At 70.5% G+C, this 17,028-nt stretch carries 17 protein-coding genes; 9 read left to right on the top strand and 8 right to left on the bottom strand.

Going from position 1 to position 17,028, the window contains the following annotated elements; translation table 11 throughout:
- Positions 1–4: 4 nt before the first annotated feature.
- Genes ACFRFH_RS06465 through ACFRFH_RS06475 form a run of 3 tightly spaced genes read right to left on the bottom strand, consistent with a single transcriptional unit; the run spans position 5 to position 2,269 of the window.
- Positions 5–385 carry a DUF1304 domain-containing protein gene (locus ACFRFH_RS06465; protein WP_382462163.1) on the bottom strand — a complete coding sequence of 127 codons (381 nt, stop codon included), beginning with the start codon at positions 383–385 and terminating at the stop codon, positions 5–7.
- A 28-nt stretch (positions 386–413) separates the two neighbouring features.
- Positions 414–1,436 carry an MDR family oxidoreductase gene (locus tag ACFRFH_RS06470; RefSeq protein WP_382462164.1) on the bottom strand — a complete coding sequence of 341 codons (1,023 nt, stop codon included), beginning with the start codon at positions 1,434–1,436 and terminating at the stop codon, positions 414–416.
- A gap of 56 nt (positions 1,437–1,492) precedes the next feature.
- The gene (locus ACFRFH_RS06475) at positions 1,493–2,269 is read right to left on the bottom strand and encodes an isocitrate lyase/phosphoenolpyruvate mutase family protein (protein WP_382462165.1); all 777 of its coding nucleotides are present in this window, start codon (positions 2,267–2,269) and stop codon (positions 1,493–1,495) included.
- A 45-nt stretch (positions 2,270–2,314) separates the two neighbouring features.
- Here ACFRFH_RS06475 and ACFRFH_RS06480 point away from each other — a divergent pair, with 45 nt between their 5' ends.
- Positions 2,315–3,808 (top strand): LssY C-terminal domain-containing protein, encoded by a 1,494-nt coding sequence (locus ACFRFH_RS06480; protein ID WP_382462166.1) that lies wholly within the window; start codon positions 2,315–2,317, stop codon positions 3,806–3,808.
- 15 nt (positions 3,809–3,823) lie between these two features.
- On the opposite strand, the gene ACFRFH_RS06485 is transcribed toward ACFRFH_RS06480, so the two are convergent.
- Positions 3,824–5,407: a cation:proton antiporter gene (locus ACFRFH_RS06485; RefSeq protein ID WP_382462167.1), complete on the bottom strand. Its 1,584-nt coding sequence runs from the start codon at positions 5,405–5,407 to the stop codon at positions 3,824–3,826.
- Between the two features lie 107 nt (positions 5,408–5,514).
- A complete protein-coding gene (locus ACFRFH_RS06490; RefSeq protein WP_382462168.1) occupies positions 5,515–6,402 on the bottom strand; it encodes a rhodanese-related sulfurtransferase in 888 nt (295 codons plus the stop codon).
- 81 nt (positions 6,403–6,483) lie between these two features.
- On the opposite strand from ACFRFH_RS06490, the gene ACFRFH_RS06495 reads away from it, so the two are divergent.
- Positions 6,484–7,272 carry a polyprenol monophosphomannose synthase gene (locus tag ACFRFH_RS06495; protein ID WP_382462169.1) on the top strand — a complete coding sequence of 263 codons (789 nt, stop codon included), beginning with the start codon at positions 6,484–6,486 and terminating at the stop codon, positions 7,270–7,272.
- A gap of 10 nt (positions 7,273–7,282) precedes the next feature.
- Positions 7,283–7,813 (top strand): YbhB/YbcL family Raf kinase inhibitor-like protein, encoded by a 531-nt coding sequence (locus ACFRFH_RS06500; protein ID WP_382462170.1) that lies wholly within the window; start codon positions 7,283–7,285, stop codon positions 7,811–7,813.
- Between the two features lie 7 nt (positions 7,814–7,820).
- Here ACFRFH_RS06500 and ACFRFH_RS06505 read toward each other — a convergent pair whose 3' ends face one another.
- Positions 7,821–8,459 (bottom strand): LysE family translocator, encoded by a 639-nt coding sequence (locus ACFRFH_RS06505; RefSeq protein ID WP_382462171.1) that lies wholly within the window; start codon positions 8,457–8,459, stop codon positions 7,821–7,823.
- A gap of 31 nt (positions 8,460–8,490) precedes the next feature.
- On the opposite strand from ACFRFH_RS06505, the gene ACFRFH_RS06510 reads away from it, so the two are divergent.
- Genes ACFRFH_RS06510 through ACFRFH_RS06520 form a run of 3 tightly spaced genes read left to right on the top strand, consistent with a single transcriptional unit; the run spans position 8,491 to position 12,144 of the window.
- A complete protein-coding gene (locus ACFRFH_RS06510) occupies positions 8,491–10,062 on the top strand; it encodes an MmgE/PrpD family protein (RefSeq protein WP_382462172.1) in 1,572 nt (523 codons plus the stop codon).
- Complete coding sequence (gene prpB, locus ACFRFH_RS06515) at positions 10,062–10,961, top strand: methylisocitrate lyase (protein WP_382462173.1); 900 nt, start codon at positions 10,062–10,064, stop codon at positions 10,959–10,961. Before ACFRFH_RS06510 ends, prpB begins: the two co-directional genes overlap by 1 nt.
- Before the next feature lie 58 nt (positions 10,962–11,019).
- A complete protein-coding gene (locus tag ACFRFH_RS06520) occupies positions 11,020–12,144 on the top strand; it encodes a bifunctional 2-methylcitrate synthase/citrate synthase (RefSeq protein WP_382462174.1) in 1,125 nt (374 codons plus the stop codon).
- Between the two features lie 118 nt (positions 12,145–12,262).
- Here the strand turns inward: ACFRFH_RS06520 and ACFRFH_RS06525 are convergent, their stop codons facing one another.
- Positions 12,263–13,468 carry an acetyl-CoA C-acetyltransferase gene (locus ACFRFH_RS06525; RefSeq protein ID WP_382462175.1) on the bottom strand — a complete coding sequence of 402 codons (1,206 nt, stop codon included), beginning with the start codon at positions 13,466–13,468 and terminating at the stop codon, positions 12,263–12,265.
- Positions 13,469–13,598: 130 nt separating this feature from the next.
- Between ACFRFH_RS06525 and ACFRFH_RS06530 the strand changes: the two genes are divergently transcribed.
- Complete coding sequence (locus tag ACFRFH_RS06530) at positions 13,599–14,255, top strand: RadC family protein (protein ID WP_382462176.1); 657 nt, start codon at positions 13,599–13,601, stop codon at positions 14,253–14,255.
- 12 nt (positions 14,256–14,267) lie between these two features.
- Here the strand turns inward: ACFRFH_RS06530 and aspS are convergent, their stop codons facing one another.
- Positions 14,268–15,596 (bottom strand): aspartate--tRNA(Asn) ligase, encoded by a 1,329-nt coding sequence (aspS, locus tag ACFRFH_RS06535; protein WP_382462177.1) that lies wholly within the window; start codon positions 15,594–15,596, stop codon positions 14,268–14,270.
- A 106-nt stretch (positions 15,597–15,702) separates the two neighbouring features.
- Between aspS and ACFRFH_RS06540 the strand changes: the two genes are divergently transcribed.
- Both ACFRFH_RS06540 and ACFRFH_RS06545 read left to right on the top strand, forming a co-directional pair.
- Positions 15,703–16,410, top strand: coding sequence for a histidine phosphatase family protein (locus tag ACFRFH_RS06540; protein WP_382462178.1), 708 nt, complete (start codon positions 15,703–15,705; stop codon positions 16,408–16,410).
- Positions 16,407–17,027 (top strand): TlpA disulfide reductase family protein, encoded by a 621-nt coding sequence (locus tag ACFRFH_RS06545; protein ID WP_382462179.1) that lies wholly within the window; start codon positions 16,407–16,409, stop codon positions 17,025–17,027. The genes ACFRFH_RS06540 and ACFRFH_RS06545 overlap by 4 nt, the downstream gene beginning before the upstream one ends.
- Position 17,028 lies beyond the last annotated feature (1 nt).

Here is a 17,028-nt window from a genome sequence, read left to right on the forward strand (position 1 = left end):
CCGGCTACGAGAACAGCATGAGCACGATGCCGATCAGCGGCAGGATGCCCTGGATCAGCGCCGGGCGCACATAGCCGCGCCCGGTGGTCACGAGCACGACGGACGCCGCGAGCATGCTCCCCATCGTGAAGTAGATGAGCGCCAGCCCCGCCGCGTGCGCCCCGACGCCGAACAGGATCAGCCCGATGATCGCGCCGATCGCAAGGAAGAGGTTGTAGAACCCCTGGTTGTAGGCCATCGGCCGCGTGGTGTTCGCCGCCGCCTGATCGGCGACCCCGAACCGCTTCCAGACGGCGGGCCGCACCCAGCCGACGCTCTCCATGAAGAAGATCCCGACGTGGAGCGCAGCAGCCAGCGTGACGACGACGGTCGCGAGGACGATCATGCGGTCAGCCTAACGGCAGCGACGCGGATCAGGCCCGAACATCGACCACCGTCCGCCCACGCAGCCGCCCGGCCAGGATGTCCTCCGCCGCCGGGATGGCCTCCGCGAGCGGGACGAACCGCGTCATCGCGGCGAGCGCCTCCTCGTCCAGGTCGGTCGCCAGCCGCCGCCACGCCGTCTCGCGGAGCGCGGCAGGCGCCTCCACGGAGTTGATCCCCACCAGCGTCACCGCCCGCAGGATGAACGGCATCACGGTCGACGGGAGGTCCGGCCCCTGCGCGAGACCGCACGCCGCGACCGTCCCGCCATAGCGGGTCTGCGCGAGCACGTTCGCGAGCGTGTGGCTGCCGACGGAGTCCACGGCGCCGGCCCACTTCTGGCTCTGGAGCGGCCGCCCCTCCAGGGACAGCTCGGCCCGGTCGACGATCGCCGTCGCCCCGAGATCCGTGAGGTAGCCCTCGAGCTCCTCCGGGCGCCCTGTGGAGGCCGTAACCGGATAACCGAGTTTCGCCAGCAGAGCGATGGCGACCGACCCGACCCCGCCCGCCGCTCCGGTGACCAGCACACTCGAGCCGGCGGCATGCACGGTCTCCGGCTCGACCCCGTTGCGTTCCAGCGCGAGGACCGCCAGCATCGCCGTGAACCCCGCGGTTCCGATCGCCGCGGCCTGCTCGGAGCTCAGCGTGTCGGGCACCCGGACCAGCGCGTCCCCGCGTACCCGCGCCCGCTCGGCAAGCCCGCCGTGATGACTCTCCCCGACCCCGTCCCCGTTGAGCACGACGCGGTCGCCCGGCCTCCACCGCGGATCATCGGAGGCCTCCACGACACCCACCAGGTCGATGCCCGGGATGAGCGGCGACACCCGCGCGACCCCCGGCTTCCCGGCGATGGCGAGCCCGTCCTTGAAGTTGAGGTCGGAGAACTCCACGGCGACTGTCACGTTCCCTGGCATCAGGAAGGCGTCGGTCAGCCGCCGCACCTCGGCGGTGTGCGCCAGGATGCGGGACCCCTCCTTCTCCTGTTCGATGACGATGGCACGGAAGTCGTTCATTCTTGTCCTTCGGTCGTGGCGACGGGGTGGGGAGGCCGTGGGCTATCGCACGCGGCTCAGTTCAGCGTCGGTACATCCCTCGGCAGTTCACCACCCGCGTACAGCTCCGCCGCCGTCCGCTGCACGGCGGCGAGCGCCACCCGCTGCGTCCACGGCCCGTACGAGACGCGCGCGACCCCCAGCTCGTGCAGCCGCGCCGGCGGCAGCGATCCGGGCACCGCGATCACGCTCAGCTTCCGCACTCCGAGCCCGGCGACGAGCTGCGTCACGGTCTCCTCGTCGAGGCGCCCCGGCACGAACACGCAGGTCGCACCCTCGTCCAGGAACGCCCGGCCGCGGCGGATCGCCTCCGCGGTCTTCTCCGCCGCCGTCGGGTAGGTGTTCCTGAGCCACACATCCGTGCGCGCGTTGAGCGCGAACGGCACGCCCTCGGCGTCGGCCGCCACGACGGCCGCCCGAACATGCGCGACGGCCTCCTCGAACGGCCGCACCTGGTCCTCCAGGTTCGCCCCGACCGCGCCGACGCCGATCGCCCGGCGGATCGTCTCGCCGGGGTCCCCGTACCCGCCTTCGAGATCGGCGCTCACCGGGAGGTCGGTGGTCGCGACGATGCGCCCGACCATGTCGATCATCAGGTCGAGCGGGATGTTCTCGCCGTCCTCGTACCCGAGCGTCGCCGCGATCGAGTGGCTGGCCGTCGCGAGCGCGCGGGTCTCCGGGAGGGCGGCGACGGCTTTCGCGCTGATCGCGTCCCACACGTTGACGACCTGCAGCAGTTCGGGGGCGTCGTGAAGACGACGCAGCTCGGCGCCACGTTCGGTGATGGAGGTCATGACGCCACCCTACGACCCGCGCCTGGCGCGCTCTAGGATGAGCGCATGGCGGGTGCCGCTGAGCCGGAGGGACCGCCGCGAGCGGAGCCCGCGGCGGGCGGGGGAGGGCCGCGCGAGGCGCCGGCCACCGGCACACCGGGCCCGGCCAAGACCCTCTCGGCCTCCGGCCGGCGCGTGTCCGTCAATGCCGTCGTCGACAACCTCTTCTTCGTGTTCGGCGGCGTCGCGGCCGTCTGGCTGGCGTTTCTCATCTTCACCGAGAGCTTCTCGTGGGGCTGGTTCCTGCTCCTCTTCTTCGTCGTCTTCTGGATCGTCCTCGCCTACCTGGTGCTTCCGCGCCTGCACCGCATCCTCACCCAGATCTACGTGCCGGACTACTTCATCGGCCGCGCCCGCACCAGCGACGGCCTCCTCGGCGACCCGATCAACCTGGCGCTGCTGGGGTCGGAGGCGCAGCTCGACGAGGCGATGACCCAGGCCGGGTGGACGCGCGCCGACGACGTGACCGCCGCCTCCAGCCGTCGCATCATCACCTCCACGCTGCTGCGCCGCAGCTACGACGAGGCGCCGGTGAGCCCGCTCTTCCTGTTCGGGCACCAGCAGGACGTCGCGTACCAGCAGGAGGTCAAGGGCAATCCGGCCAAGCGCCATCACGTCCGGTTCTGGCGGTGCCCGGAGGGCTGGCTGCTGCCGGGAGGCCACCGCGTCGACTGGCTGGCGGCCGGGACCTTCGACCGCTCGGTCGGCTTCTCCTTGTTCACACTCCAGATCACGCACAAGATCGACGCGAACACGGACATCGAACGCGACCACATCGTCTCCACGCTGACGAGCGCCGACACCGGCGCGGAGGTGGCGGTGATCCGCGACTTCTCGTCCGGCTATCACGCACGCAACGGCGGCGGCGACGCCATCGAGACCGACGGCGACCTCCCTGTCGTCGACCTGTCGAACGTGCTGGTGGAGCCCCGCGCCGTCGCGGTCGCCGCCGACGCGGACCAGCGGAGGCTCGCCCGCGCCGAGCACCGCCCGGTGCCGACGACGCTCGGCTTCCTGCTCATGCTGCTGCGCGTGCTGGCGGGCGTGCTGACCGTGGTGCTCACCGTGCTGGCGTGGCCGCTGTTCATCCGGTCGGAGCTCGTCTCCGCGACCGGCAAAGCCCTGACCGCCTCGGAACAGCAGAGCGCCGACCTGGTCTTCGGCATCGCGATGGGCGTGTTCGCCGCGGGCCTGGTGTTCTACTTCGCGATCGCCCTGCTCGTCTTCACGGGGAGCAACTGGGCCCGCATCGTCGCCATGTCCTACAGCGCCCTGCTGATCATCCTGGCCGCGATCGACTTCTTCAACGGCGGCGAGCAGGTCACCCTCCGCACCAACATCCTCGGCCTCCCACTCGACATCCTGGTGGTGCTCGCGCTGTCGTCCCAACGTGCACGGCTGTGGGCCCGGCGTCCCCGGTTGCGCGAGCCGCGGGGAGGGCCCGCCGCCACGATCACCACGGAATCGGCCACGGCAGCCCAGCAGCCGGCCACCCAGTAGGGCCCGACCTCACCGTCACATCAGCTTCTTCCCCTCCGCCCCTCCCGCCTTCAGCGCCGACTCCTCGGCGTCCAGGAATGCGAGCACCGATCGCACCGCAGGCTCCTGGTAGCGCCCTTCGGCCCGCGCTTCGAGGACCGCCTGCCGTTCCGCCACGATCATCGACCGCCGCAGCTTCCGATACTCCAGCGGCGCAGGGACCTCGGCGTCCGGAACCGGGTTCTCGAGCGCCTCCGACAGGAACACCGCGTTGACGCGCAGCCGTTCGATCACCCGTTCGTCCTCCTGCCCGGTCACCCGCGACTCCAGGTGCTCCAGCCCGGCCGCTTGCGCCTCGGCGAGCAGCCGCTCCATCTCGCCCGCCTCCTGCGCGAAGTCCGGGGGCGGCAGCTTCAGCCGGCGGATGACCCACGGCAGCGCGAGCCCCTCCAGCAGGGTCGCCACGACAACGACGAACGCCAGGAACTGCAGGAACTCGCGATGCGGAGTCGACTCCGGCAGCAGGAAGACCGCCGCGAGTGTCACCACCCCGCGGATGCCGGCGAACGACACCGCGATGCCGGTCGGCCACGTCCACCCGCGCTCCCGGAGGCGTTGCGGCCCGTACCGGTAGAGGGCGGTCGTGCCGACCATCCAGAGGAAGCGCGCCACGAACAGCGCCAGCAGCACGGCGATGCAGATCCACACCGTCTCGGGAACCGTGATGCCCGAACGGAACGCCGAGTTCAGGATGCTCGACAGCTCCAGCCCGATGAAGAGGAAGACCGCGTTCTCGAGCAGGAACTCGATCGTCCGCCAGTTGATGGTCTCCGCGATCCGGGCTTCCGCCGTCTGGATGGTGGGCGATCGGTAGCCGAGGTACAGGCCCGCCACGACGACCGACAGGATGCCCGACCCGTGCAGGAACTGCGACGGGATGAACGCCAGGTACGGCGTGATCAGCCCGATGGAGGTGTCCAGCACGGGGGAGCGGAGCTGCTTGCGGATGAGCGAGAGCACCCACCCCACGAGGAGGCCCATCCCCACCCCGACCACGACCGCGATCACGAAGTCTCCGGCGATGGCCCACGGGTTCACGATGCTGACGATCGCGGCGATGCTCGCGTTCAGCGCCACCAGCGCGGTCGCGTCGTTGAGCAGGCTCTCGCCCTCCAACACCGTGACGAGTCGCCGCGGGAGGTGCACCCGTCCTGCGATCGCCGTCACCGCCACCGTGTCCGTCGGCGCCACCACCGCCCCGAACGCGAAGGCCGCCGCGACCGTGATCGCCGGCACCACCAGCCACGTCGTGACGCCGACCACGACCACCGTGAACACCACGAGCCCGACCGAGAGCAGGAGGATGCCGTCGCGTCTGGCGCGCACGTCGACGATCGACGTCTGGATGGCCGCCGCGAACAGCAGCGGAGGCAGCAGCCCGTAAAGCACGACCTCCGGCTCCAGCGCCACCTGCGGCACCCCGGGGATGAAGGACGCGATCGCGCCGACGACCACCAGCACGACGGGCGCCGACCAGTTGACGCGCCGCGAGAGCCCCGTGACCGTGACCGTGACGACGACGAAGGACACGATCCAGACGATGGTGGTGACCGGATCCATGAGGTTCATCTTGGCCGCAACGCGAAACGGCCAGCAATGGTTCCCGCGAATCAGTGGAGAACTCGCCGGACCCGGAAGCTGTGGAGGACTAGAGGACTATCCCCGTGTCACGCCGCGTGCGCGGCGCACTCCACCACGTCGCACTCCTCGCACACCACCAGCTGCTCCCGGCACGACGGATCGCTGCAGTTCCGCATCCGGTCGGTCGCCGTCCCGCACCCCGCGCAGCGCCCGACCACCGCGGAGTGGTCCGAGAACCGCACGGACCCGCGCCCGTCGAACACATACAGCGACCCCTCCCAGAGCCCGTCGTCCCCGAAGCGCTCGCCGTAGCGGACCACACCGCCGTCGAGCTGGTAGACCTCGCCGAACCCGCGCGAGCGCATCAGCCCCGACAGCACCTCGCAGCGGATGCCGCCGGTGCAGTACGTCACGACCGGCTTGTCCTTGAGATGGTCGTACCGTCCGCTCTCGAGCTCGGCGACGAACTCGCGGGTCGTCGCCACCTCGGGCACGACCGCTCCGCGGAACCGGCCGATCTCCGCTTCGAAGCGGTTGCGTCCGTCGAAGAAGACCACGTCGTCGCGGGAGTCCAGGAGCGCGTGCAACGCGTCGGGGTCGAGCCGCTCGCCCCCGCCGACGACGCCCGACTCGTCCACCCGCAGCTCTTCCGGCGCACCGAACGACACGATCTCCTCGCGCACGCGCACCGAAAGCCGCGGGAAGTCCAGGCTCCCGCCCGAGGCGTCCAGCCCCGACCCGTCGCTCCACTTCACGTCGAGGTCGTGGAACGCCGCGTACTGCTTCGTCTTGCGCAGGTACCGTTTGAGCGCGTCGAGCTCCCCGCCCAGCGTCCCGTTGATGCCGTCCTCGGACAGCAGGATGCGCCCCCGCAGCCCGAGCGCCTCGCACAGGTCGCGCTGCCACAGCCGCACCGCGTCCGGGTCCGACAGCGGCGCGAAGGCGTAATAAAGGAGGACTTTCGCGACAGGCACCGAGGGATGCTAGCAGCGGCGACTGCGAGAACAGACAGATTCGTTAGTCATCCGTTCAGCGGAATGGACCAGAGTGGTTGTATGCGAACCATCGTCATCCTGCCCACGTATAACGAGCGGGAGAACATCGGACCCGTGGTCGGCCGCATCCGCGCCTCGGCGCCGGAGGTCGACGTGCTCGTGGTCGACGACGGTTCGCCGGACGGCACGGGCGAGATCGCGGACGCGCTCGCCGCGACCGACGCCAACGTCAAGGTGCTGCACCGTGCCGGCAAGGAGGGCCTCGGCGCCGCCTACCGTGCCGGGATGGCCTGGGCGCTCGACGACGGCTACGACGCGGTGGTCGAGATGGACGCCGACGGCTCGCACCGGCCGGAGGAGCTTCCCTCCCTGCTCGCGGCGCTCCGCACGCTCCCGCAGGGCGACGCGGCGGACGGCGCCGACCTCGTGCTGGGCTCCCGCTGGGTCCCGGGCGGCGGCGTGGTCAACTGGCCCGCGCGCCGGCGGTTCCTCTCCAAGGGCGGCAGCACGTACTCCCGGTTCTGGCTGGGCGTCCCCGCGAAGGACGTGACCGGTGGCTACCGCGCGTTCACCGCCGATGCGCTGCGCCGCATCCACTTCGAGAGCGTCGAGAGCCAGGGCTACTGCTTCCAGATCGACATGCTGCGCCGCGCATACGACGCCGGCCTCAGCGTCGTGGAGGTGCCGATCACGTTCGTCGAGCGGGAGCACGGCGTCTCCAAGATGAGTGGCGGCATCGTTGCGGAGGCCATGCTGCGCGTCACCGGCTGGGGGATCGCCGGGCTCCCGCGCCGCTTCCGCCGGCGTCCCGTCCCCGCGACCGTGACGGAGTCGACGCAGCGGGCGTAGCGTGAGCGCTATGTCGAAAGATCCGCTGGAGCGCTTCGGCGCCGTTCCTCAGTTCACGGTCACGAGCGACGACGTCGCCGACGACCGCCCGCTCGGCCGCGCGCAGTGGGGCGCGGGCGGAGGCGGTGGCGATGTGTCGCCGCAGCTCTCCTGGAGCGGGTTCCCCGCCGGGACGAAGAGCTTCGCCGTCACCATCCACGACCCGGACGCCCCGACCGGCTCGGGATTCTGGCACTGGGCCGTCTACAACATCCCGGCGTCGGTGACCTCGCTGGCGTCCGGCGCGGGGGCGGAGGGCGGCGCGAGTCTCCCGCAGGGCGCCGCCATGCTCTCCAACGAACTGCGCTCGAAGAGCTTCACCGGCGCGGGCCCGCCTCCCGGAACCGGCACGCACCGATACCACGTCGTCGTGCACGCCCTGGATGTCGACCACCTCGACCTCGACCCGGAGTCGACCCCGGCCGTGTTGGGCTTCAACGCCCACTTCCACTCGCTGGGCCGCGCCGTGGTCACACCGGTCGCGACCGCGGGGGACATCTAGCCGACGCTCAGTGCTTGTTCCCGGTCAGCGCCAGCACACCACCGAGCCCGATCATCAGCACGCCACCGGTCGCGCCGAGCCGCTCGACCCGCTTCGGTGACCGCCCGAACCACGCCCGGGCGGTCCCAGCGGCGAGCGCCCACACGCTGTCGAACGTCAGCGCCAGCAGCAGGAACACCACCCCAAGCTCGAACAGCTGCACCGGGATGCCGCCCGCTCGGTAGTCGACGAACTGCGGCAGCACCGCGACGAAGAACACCAACGACTTCGGGTTGGTGGCCCCCACCAGCATCCCCTCGCCGATGATCCGCCAATGCGACCGCCGCGGAGGCGTCGCCTCGTGCGTCACCGCCGTGTGCCTGCGGTGCCGGATGGCCTGCACGCCGAGGTACATCAGGTACGCCGCGCCCGCGAACTTAACGATCGTGAACGCCACCAACGACTGCGCGACGAGCGCCCCGATCCCGAGCGAGACCGCGACGATGAGCGGCAGCATCCCGAGCGCGTTGCCGAGCACGCTCAGGAGGCCGCCGAGCCTCCCGAGGGCCAGCGACCGCCCGATCACGAACAGCACGCTGGGCCCGGGGATCACGATGAGCGCGATCGACGCGAGCGCGAAGGCGAGCAGGGAGGGCGGCGGGACCATAGCAGGAGCGTAGGCGAGGTAGGTTCGTTACGTGAAGCTCCACAACGTTCGTGTGCACAGAAGCGACGAGAACCTCGCCCGTCAGGACCAGCTCGCCTGGAAGATCGCCGAGGTCGCCGCCGACCCGGTGGAGGTCGGCTCCGAGGTCGCCGACATGGTCATCAACCGCGTCATCGACAACGCCGCCGTGGCCGCCGCCTCCCTCACCCGCAGGCCGGTCGTGTCGGCGCGCTCGCAGGCGCTGGCCCACCCGCTCGCGGCCGCGCAGCTGGAGGAGCTGACCGCCTCCGCCGACCACCCGCAGGACGGCTCGACGGTGTTCGGCGAGCCGCAGCGGACCCGCGTCAGCCCGGAGTGGGCGGCCTGGGCGAACGGCGTGGCCGTGCGCGAGCTCGACTACCACGACACCTTCCTCGCCGCGGAGTATTCGCACCCCGGCGACAACATCCCGCCGATCACCGCCGTCGCCCAACACGCCGCCCGCGCCTACGGGCTGACCGGCCGCGACCTGGTCCGCGGCATCGCGACCGGGTACGAGATCCAGATCGACCTCGCGAAGGCGATCAGCCTGCACGCCCACAAGATCGACCACGTCGCCCACCTCGGCCCGAGCGCCGCGGCCGGCATCGGCACGCTCCTGCACCTGCCGCCCGAGACGATCTTTCAGGCCATCGGCCAGGCCCTCCACACCACGACCGCCACCCGCCAGTCGCGCAAGGGCGAGATCTCCAGCTGGAAGGCGCACGCGCCCGCGTTCGCCGGCAAGATGGCCGTCGAGGCGATCGACCGGGCGCTGCGCGGCGAGACCAGCCCGACCCCGATCTACGAGGGCGAGGACGGCGTGATCGCCTGGCTGCTTGACGGCCCGAGCGCGTCCTACGACGTGCCGCTGCCGGAGGCCGGGGAGGCCAAGCGCGCCATCCTCGACTCGTACACCAAGGAGCACTCCGCCGAGTACCAGGCGCAGGCCTGGATCGACCTCGCCCGCAAGCTCCACAAGGAGCACCCGGAGGCGGCCGACCCCGAGCGTGTGGAGAGCATCGTCATCCACACCTCGCACCACACCCACTACGTGATCGGCTCCGGAGCGAACGACCCGCAGAAATACGACCCCACCGCGTCGCGGGAGACGCTGGACCACAGCATCCCGTACATCTTCACCGTCGCGCTGCAGGACGGCGGCTGGCACCATGTGGAGTCCTACCTCCCGGCCCGCGCCGCCCGTCCCGACACGATCGCGCTCTGGGGCAAGGTCACCACGACCGAGGACCCGGAGTGGACCCGCCGCTACCACTCGATCGACCCGGCCGAGAAGGCGTTCGGCGGCCGCGTCGTCATCACGCTCGCCGACGGCCGCGTGATCGAGGACCAGATCGCCGTCGCCGACGCCCACCCGCTCGGCGCCCGGCCGTTCGCCCGCGCCGACTACGTCGCCAAGTTCCGCTCCCTGGCGGCGGAGGTGCTGGAGGAGGCCGAGATCGACCGCTTCCTCGCCCTCGCCGAGCGTCTCCCCGAGCTGTCCGCCGCCGAGCTCGGCGGCCTCACCATCACCGCGCGCCCCGGCCTGCTGGCCGGCATCCCCGCGCCGAGAGGACTGTTCTGATGCTGTACTCCTCCCTTCCCGCGCACGAGAAGCGCGCGGCGTTCCGGGCGCGGCTGGCGTCCGGCGAGCTGGTGCGGATGCCGGGCGCCTTCAACCCGCTGAGCGCGCGACTCATCGAGCGCAAGGGCTTCGAAGGCGTCTACATCTCCGGCGCCGTGCTGTCCGCCGACCTCGGCCTCCCGGACATCGGGCTCACCACCCTCACCGAGGTGGCCGGCCGCGCAGCGCAGATCGCCCGGATGACCGACCTCCCGACCCTGGTCGACGCCGACACCGGCTTCGGCGAGCCGATGAACGTCGCCCGCACGGTTCAGACGCTCGAGGACGCCGGAGTCGCCGGCCTCCACATCGAGGACCAGGTGAACCCCAAGCGCTGCGGCCACCTCGACGGCAAGCAGGTCGTGGACGAGGACACCGCGCTCAAGCGCATCCGCGCCGCCGCCGACGCCCGCCGCGACCCGAACCTGCTGATCATGGCGCGCACCGACATCCGTGCGGTGGAAGGGCTGGATGCCGCGATCGACCGCGCCAAGGCACTCGTCGATGCGGGTGCCGACGCGATCTTCCCCGAGGCGATGGCCGACCTGTCCGAGTTCGCGGCGGTCCGTGCCGCGGTGGACGTGCCGATCCTGGCCAACATGACCGAGTTCGGCAAGAGCGACCTCTTCACCGTCGACCAGCTCCGTGACATCGGCGTCAACATCGTGATCTGGCCGGTCTCGCTGCTGCGCCTCGCGATGGGGGCCGCCGAGCGCGGTCTCGACCAGCTCCTCGCGGAGGGCACCCTGGAGCCGATGCTCGGATCGATGCAGCATCGCGCCGAGCTGTACGACCTGATTGACTACGAGGGCTACAACGCGTTCGACACCTCGGTGTACAACTTCGAAGTGCGCCGCTGAGCGCTGCTCACAGCCGCATCAGCACGAGTCACGACCACAGCAGCGAAGGAGCAGCACAATGACCGACCCCGAGATCCACAAGGGCCTGGCCGGCGTCGTCGTGGACACGACGACCATCTCGTCCGTGAACCCGCAGACCAACTCGTTGCTGTACCGCGGCTACCCGGTGCAGGAGCTGGCCGCGAACTGCTCGTTCGAGGAGGTCGCCTGGCTGCTGTGGAACGGCGAGCTGCCGACGCCGGACGAGCTGGCCGGGTTCGTGAAGCTGGAGCGCAGCCTCCGCAGCATGGACGACCGCACCCGCCGCGTCCTGGACGACATCCCCGTGTCCGCGCACCCGATGGACGCCCTGCGCACCGCAGTCAGCCAGCTCGGCGGCCTCGACCCGACGCTGGAGCAGGAGAACGGCATCCTCGACCCGGAGCTCAACCACAGCCGTGCCGTCCACCTCTTCGCCCAGCTCCCGACGATCGTGGCCTACATCCAGCGCCGCCGTCGCGGGCTCGACCCGGTGGAGTCGCGGGATGACCTCGACTACGCGGAGAACTTCCTCTGGCTGACCTTCGGCGAGGTGCCGGACGACGTGGTCGTGAACGCCTTCCGCGTCTCGCTGGTGCTCTACGCGGAGCACTCCTTCAACGCCTCCACGTTCACCGCGCGCGTGATCGCGTCCACCCTGTCGGACGTCTACTCGGCCGTCACCGGCGCGATCGGCGCCCTCAAGGGCCCGCTGCACGGCGGCGCGAACGAGGCCGTCATGCACACCTTCGACGAGATCGGCAGCGCCGACCGGGCGGAGGCCTGGCTGGACGACGCCCTCGCTGAGAAGCGCAAGATCATGGGCTTCGGCCACCGCGTCTACAAGAACGGCGACTCCCGCGTCCCGACCATGCGGGCCTCCCTGGAGACGCTGGTCGAGCACTACGACCGCCAGGACATGCTCGACCTCTACGACGCGCTCGAGAAGGCGATGGGCGACCGCAAGAACATCAAGCCGAACCTGGACTACCCGTCCGGCCCGGCCTACAACCTGATGGGCTTCGACACCGAAACCTTCACCCCGCTGTTCGCCGCGGCCCGGGTCACCGGCTGGACCGCCCACATCTTCGAGCAGTACGCCGCCAACTCCCTCATCCGCCCGCTGTCCCTGTACACCGGCCCCACCGAACGCCACCTCCCCTAACCCCGGCCTCCCGCCGCCGCCCCTCTCGCAAACAACGGAGGAGACCCGCCCCATCCCGGGCCGGATCTCCTCCGTTGACTGCTTAATCGGGCTCAGCGCACCTCGATCTCCTCCGTTATCAGCGCCACAGCAGCAGCGCATCCCCCTGCCCGCCGCCACCGCACAGCGCCACAGCCGCCCGCCCGGACCCCCGCCTGGCCAGCTCATGCGCCGCATGCCCGGCCAGCCGAGCCCCCGACGCCCCGATGGGATGCCCCAACGCGATCGCACCGCCGTGGATGTTGACCTTCTCCGCGTCGAGGTCCAGGTCGGCCGTCGACTGCAGGGCCACCGCAGCGAACGCCTCGTTGATCTCCACCAGGTCGAGGTCATCCACACCCCACCCGGCCCGCTTCAGCGCTGCATTGATGGCGTTCGACGGCTGCGAGTGCAGCGAGTTGTCCGGCCCCGCGACCTGCCCGCTGGCTCCGACGACGGCGAGCCACTCCAGCCCGAGCCGCTCGGCGTTCTCCCGCGATGTGAGGATCAGCGCCGCCGCGCCGTCACTGAGCGGCGACGAGTTGCCCGCGGTGAGCGTCCCGCCCTCCGCGAAGCTCGGCCGCAGCTTGGCCAGCACCTCCACCGTCGAGTCCGGCCGCACGCCCTCATCCACCGCCACGACGATCGGGTCGCCCTTTCGCTGAGGGATGCTGACCGGTGCGATCTCCTCGGCGAAGACCCCGGACGTCGCCGCCGCGCCCGCGCGCTGGTGCGACGACGCCGCGAACGCGTCCTGCGCCTCCCGCGTGAGGCCGAGCTTCTCCGTGTAGCTCTCGGTCGAGGCGCCCATCGAGATCTTGTCGAACGCGTCGGTCAGCCCGTCGTAGGCGGCCGTGTCCAGCGCTTCGAGCGAGCCATAGGTCCAGCCCTTCCGCGAGCCGGGCAGGATGTGCGGGGCGTTCGTCATGGACTCCTGGCCGCCCGCCGCGACCACGGTCGCCTCGCCGGCGCGGATGAGCCGCGCGGCGTCGATCACGGCCGCGAGCCCGGACAGGCACACCTTGTTGATGGTCGTCGCCGGGACGTCCCAGCCGATCCCGGCGGCGATGGCCGTCTGGCGGGCCGGGTTCTGGCCAGCGCCGGCCTGGAGCACCTGCCCGAAGATCACGGTGTCGATGTCGGACGCCTGGAGCCCGGACTGCTCGATCGCCTTCCGCAGCGCGACGGTGCCGAGCTGCACCGCGGTCTGGCTCGCGAGCACGCCGGTCACCTTGCCGAGCGGTGTGCGCGTGGCGGAGAGGATGACGACATCGTTCGGGCGGGGTTCGGGGATGTTGCTGGTCATTGCGTGGCGACTCCTTCGTCGGCTGATTCTCTTCACCCATTGTCATCCACAGGTGGAGGCCGCTGGCCAGTTCTCCACAGATTGAGACGATCGGCCACGAACGACCCCGTCCGGTTCCTACCGTGGACGTATGTCCGAGCCGGAAGAGGTGTCCCTTGCCCATGTACCGAGTCACGACCGACCACGGGAGCGGATGCGCCGGCTCGGCGTCGGTTCGCTCACCGACGACGAAGTCCTCGCCCTCGTCCTCGGCTCCGGCCAGATGGGGCGGAACGTCCTGTCGCTGGCGCGCACCATCCTGGCCCGCTGCGGCGGGTTCCCCGGGCTCGCGACGATGGACTTCGCCCGACTGGAGACCCTGCCGGGCGTCGGCCCCGCGACCGCCGGGCGGCTGGTCGCCATCATCGAGATCTGGCGTCGCGCCGGGCGATCATCCGCATGGACGCGGCTGGTCGACCACGACGCCATCGCGGAGGTGGTCCGACCGGAGCTGCTGCACCGCGACAGCGAGCGGTTCGTCGTGGTCGTCGCCGATCGTGCGGCCCGGCCCCTGGAGGTCGTTCTCGTGCGCGACGGCGGCGTCGACGAGCGGTCCATCCAGCCGGCCGACATCCTCCAGGCCGTGCTCACCCGCGGCGGGCGGTCGTTCGCCGTCGCGCACAACCATCCGGCGGGATCGCTCGACCCGTCCGTGGCCGACACCGTCCTCACCCGCAGGCTCGATCAGGCCGCGGCCACCATCGGGCTCCGCTTCCTCGGCCACATCCTGGTGGCCGGCGAGCAGTGACCGCGCTCTCGGCTACGGGGTCAGTCGCGTCGGTCCGCGGAAGAGATAGGTCGTCTCGCGCAGGTTGGCGAGATGCAGCATCAGCATGAGCACGCGCGCCAGTCCCATCCCGAATCCGCCGTGCGGCGGGATGCCGTAGCGGAACGTCGCGAGGACGTCCTCCAGCTCCTCCACCGAGAGGCCCTTGTCGACGGCCTGCTCCTCGAGGACCTCGACGCGGTGCTCGCGCTGGGCGCCGGTGGAGATCTCGACGCCGTTGAAGATCAGGTCGTAGCTCTTGGTGATCGACGGGTCGTCGGCGTGACGCATGTGGTAGTACGGGCGGATGCTCGAGGCGTAGTCCGTCAGGAACACGAACTCGTGACCGTAGGTCTCCTTGACGAACGCGGAGATGCGGCGCTCGCCCTCCGGGTCCATGTCGTCATCCGCGCGCGGCACCTCGTAGCCCTGCTCGGCGACGATGCGCTTGGCCTCGGCCAGCGGGATGCGCGGGAACGGGGTCGCCGGAACCGTGACCTCGATGCCGAAGAGCGCCTCGATCTCGGCGCCGTGCTTCTCCTTCACCGCCGTGAAACCGGTGACCAGGAGGTCCTCGTGCACCTTCATGACGTCCTCGTGGCTGTCGATCCAGCTCAACTCGGTGTCGACGCTCGTGAACTCCGTCGCGTGCCGGCTGGTGAAGCTGGGGTCGGCGCGGAACGCCGGGCCGATCTCGAACACACGGCCGAAGCCGGCCGCCTGCGCCATCTGCTTGAAGATCTGCGGGCTCTGAGCGAGGTACGCGGTCGTCTCGAAGTAGGGGAGCTCGAAGAGCTCCGCGCGCGACTCGGACGCCGACGCCATGAGCTTCGGGGTGTGGATCTCGATGAAGCCGTTGTCCACCCAGTACTGCCGCATCGCGTGCTCGAGCGTGGTCTGCACGCGGAAGATCAGGTTGTGCTTCGGCTCGCGCAGGTCGAGGAAGCGCCAGTCCATGCGCTTGTCGATGCCGCTGTCGGCGGCGATCGGCGTCTCCGGGATGGCGGCCGTCTCGACTTCGAGGGTGTTCAGCTTGATCTCGATGCCGCCGAGCTTGACCCGCTCGTCGTGCTTGAGCTCACCGCTGGCCCTCACGAACGACCCCTGCGACAGACCGGAGATGGTCGTCGCGGGCTCGTCGGCGACCACGGCGCCGTCCTCGTCGACGGTGCGCGGGTTGACGAGCTGGACAGCGCCCGACTCGTCGCGCAGCACGACGAACTGCACCTTCTTCTGGTCGCGGACGGTCTCGACCCATCCGGCGACGTTCACGGGGCCGTCGGGCAGAGCGGCGAGGTCTTTGATCAAAACGCGTGCGGTCACGATCGACAAGCCTACCGCTCGCCTTTACCGCCCGAGAGGGGAGGCCGGCTGCCCAGCACTCCCACGCTCAGTGAATTCAAGGCAAGCCGCTCCGTAGACTGGTGCGGTGGTAGCAAGCCAGGTACATCTCGTCCGTCACGGAGAGGTGTTCAATCCCGACGGCATCCTGTACGGCAGGCTGCCGGGCTTCGGGCTGTCCAAGCTCGGCCATCGGATGGCGCAGGCCGCCGCCGACGACCTGGTCGCCCGCTCCCGCCCGGTGTCCCTGTTGCGCATGTCGCCGCTGCAGCGCACCCGCGAGTCGATGGCGCCGATCGCGGCGGCCTTCGGCCTCGAGCCCGAGGTGGACGAGCGGATCATCGAGCCCACCAACCACTTCGAGGGCACCAATATGCGCCGTGCCCTGAAGAACCCGGCCAACTGGCCGTTCATCGTCTACCCGCCCCGGCCGAGTTGGGGCGAGGCGTACACCAGCATCGAGAAGCGGATGCAGGAGGCCGTCGCCGATGCGTTCGACTCCGTCGAGTCCGGCGACGTCGTCCTGGTCAGCCACCAGCTCCCGATCTGGGTCATGCACCTCTCGGCGGCGGGGGAGCGGTTCCCGCACGACCCGCGCAAGCGGCGCTGCGCGCTCTCCAGCATCACCACCTTCGAGCGGACCACCGAACCGGCCCCGGCACCCCAGCCGCGTCCCGGCGAGGCACAGGTCCCGGCCGACCCGGACGCCCCGCCCGTCGTCCGGGTGGTGGAGGTCGGCTACGTCGAGCCCGCCGGCAGCCTGATCAGCGCCGCGACCGATGTGGGGGCCGTGTGACCTCCGTCCGACGCTCCGCCCGCCGCCGCCTGGCGCTCCTTCTTCCGGCGGCCGCCGCGGCCACGGCGCTCCTTCTCTCCGGCTGCACGTCCAACGATGCCCTCGCCAACCAGTACCGCTCCGGCAACGGCCAGAACTACATCGCAGGCGACGGCAGCGTGAGCGAATACGCGGCGGCGAACCGCGGCGCCCCGATCGCCTTCTCCGGCAAGCTCGCCGACGGCACCACGGTGTCCTCGAAGGACTACGCAGGCAAGGTCCTCGTCGTGAACTTCTGGTACGCGGGCTGCCCGCCATGCCGGGTGGAGGCGCCCGACCTTGAGTCGCTGTCGCAGAAGTACGCGTCGCAGGGCGTCAGCTTCCTCGGCGTCAACCTCTACGACTCCGCGAGCACCGCGGCCAGCTTCGAACAGGACAAGGGCGTGACCTACCCCTCCGTCCTCGACCGTGACACCGGGTCCGTCCTGCTGGCCTTCAGCGAGACCGTCCCTCCCAAGGCCACACCGACCACGATCGTGATCGACAAGCAGGGCCGTGTGGCCGCCCGCATCCTCGGCGCCATCCCGGACAAGAGCATCCTCGACTCGCTCATCTCCGACGCCGTGGCCGGGAAGTGAC

Origin of the sequence: Leifsonia sp. NPDC056824 (assembly GCF_042789575.1) — a bacterium.
Classification (GTDB): Bacteria; Actinomycetota; Actinomycetes; order Actinomycetales; family Microbacteriaceae; genus Leifsonia.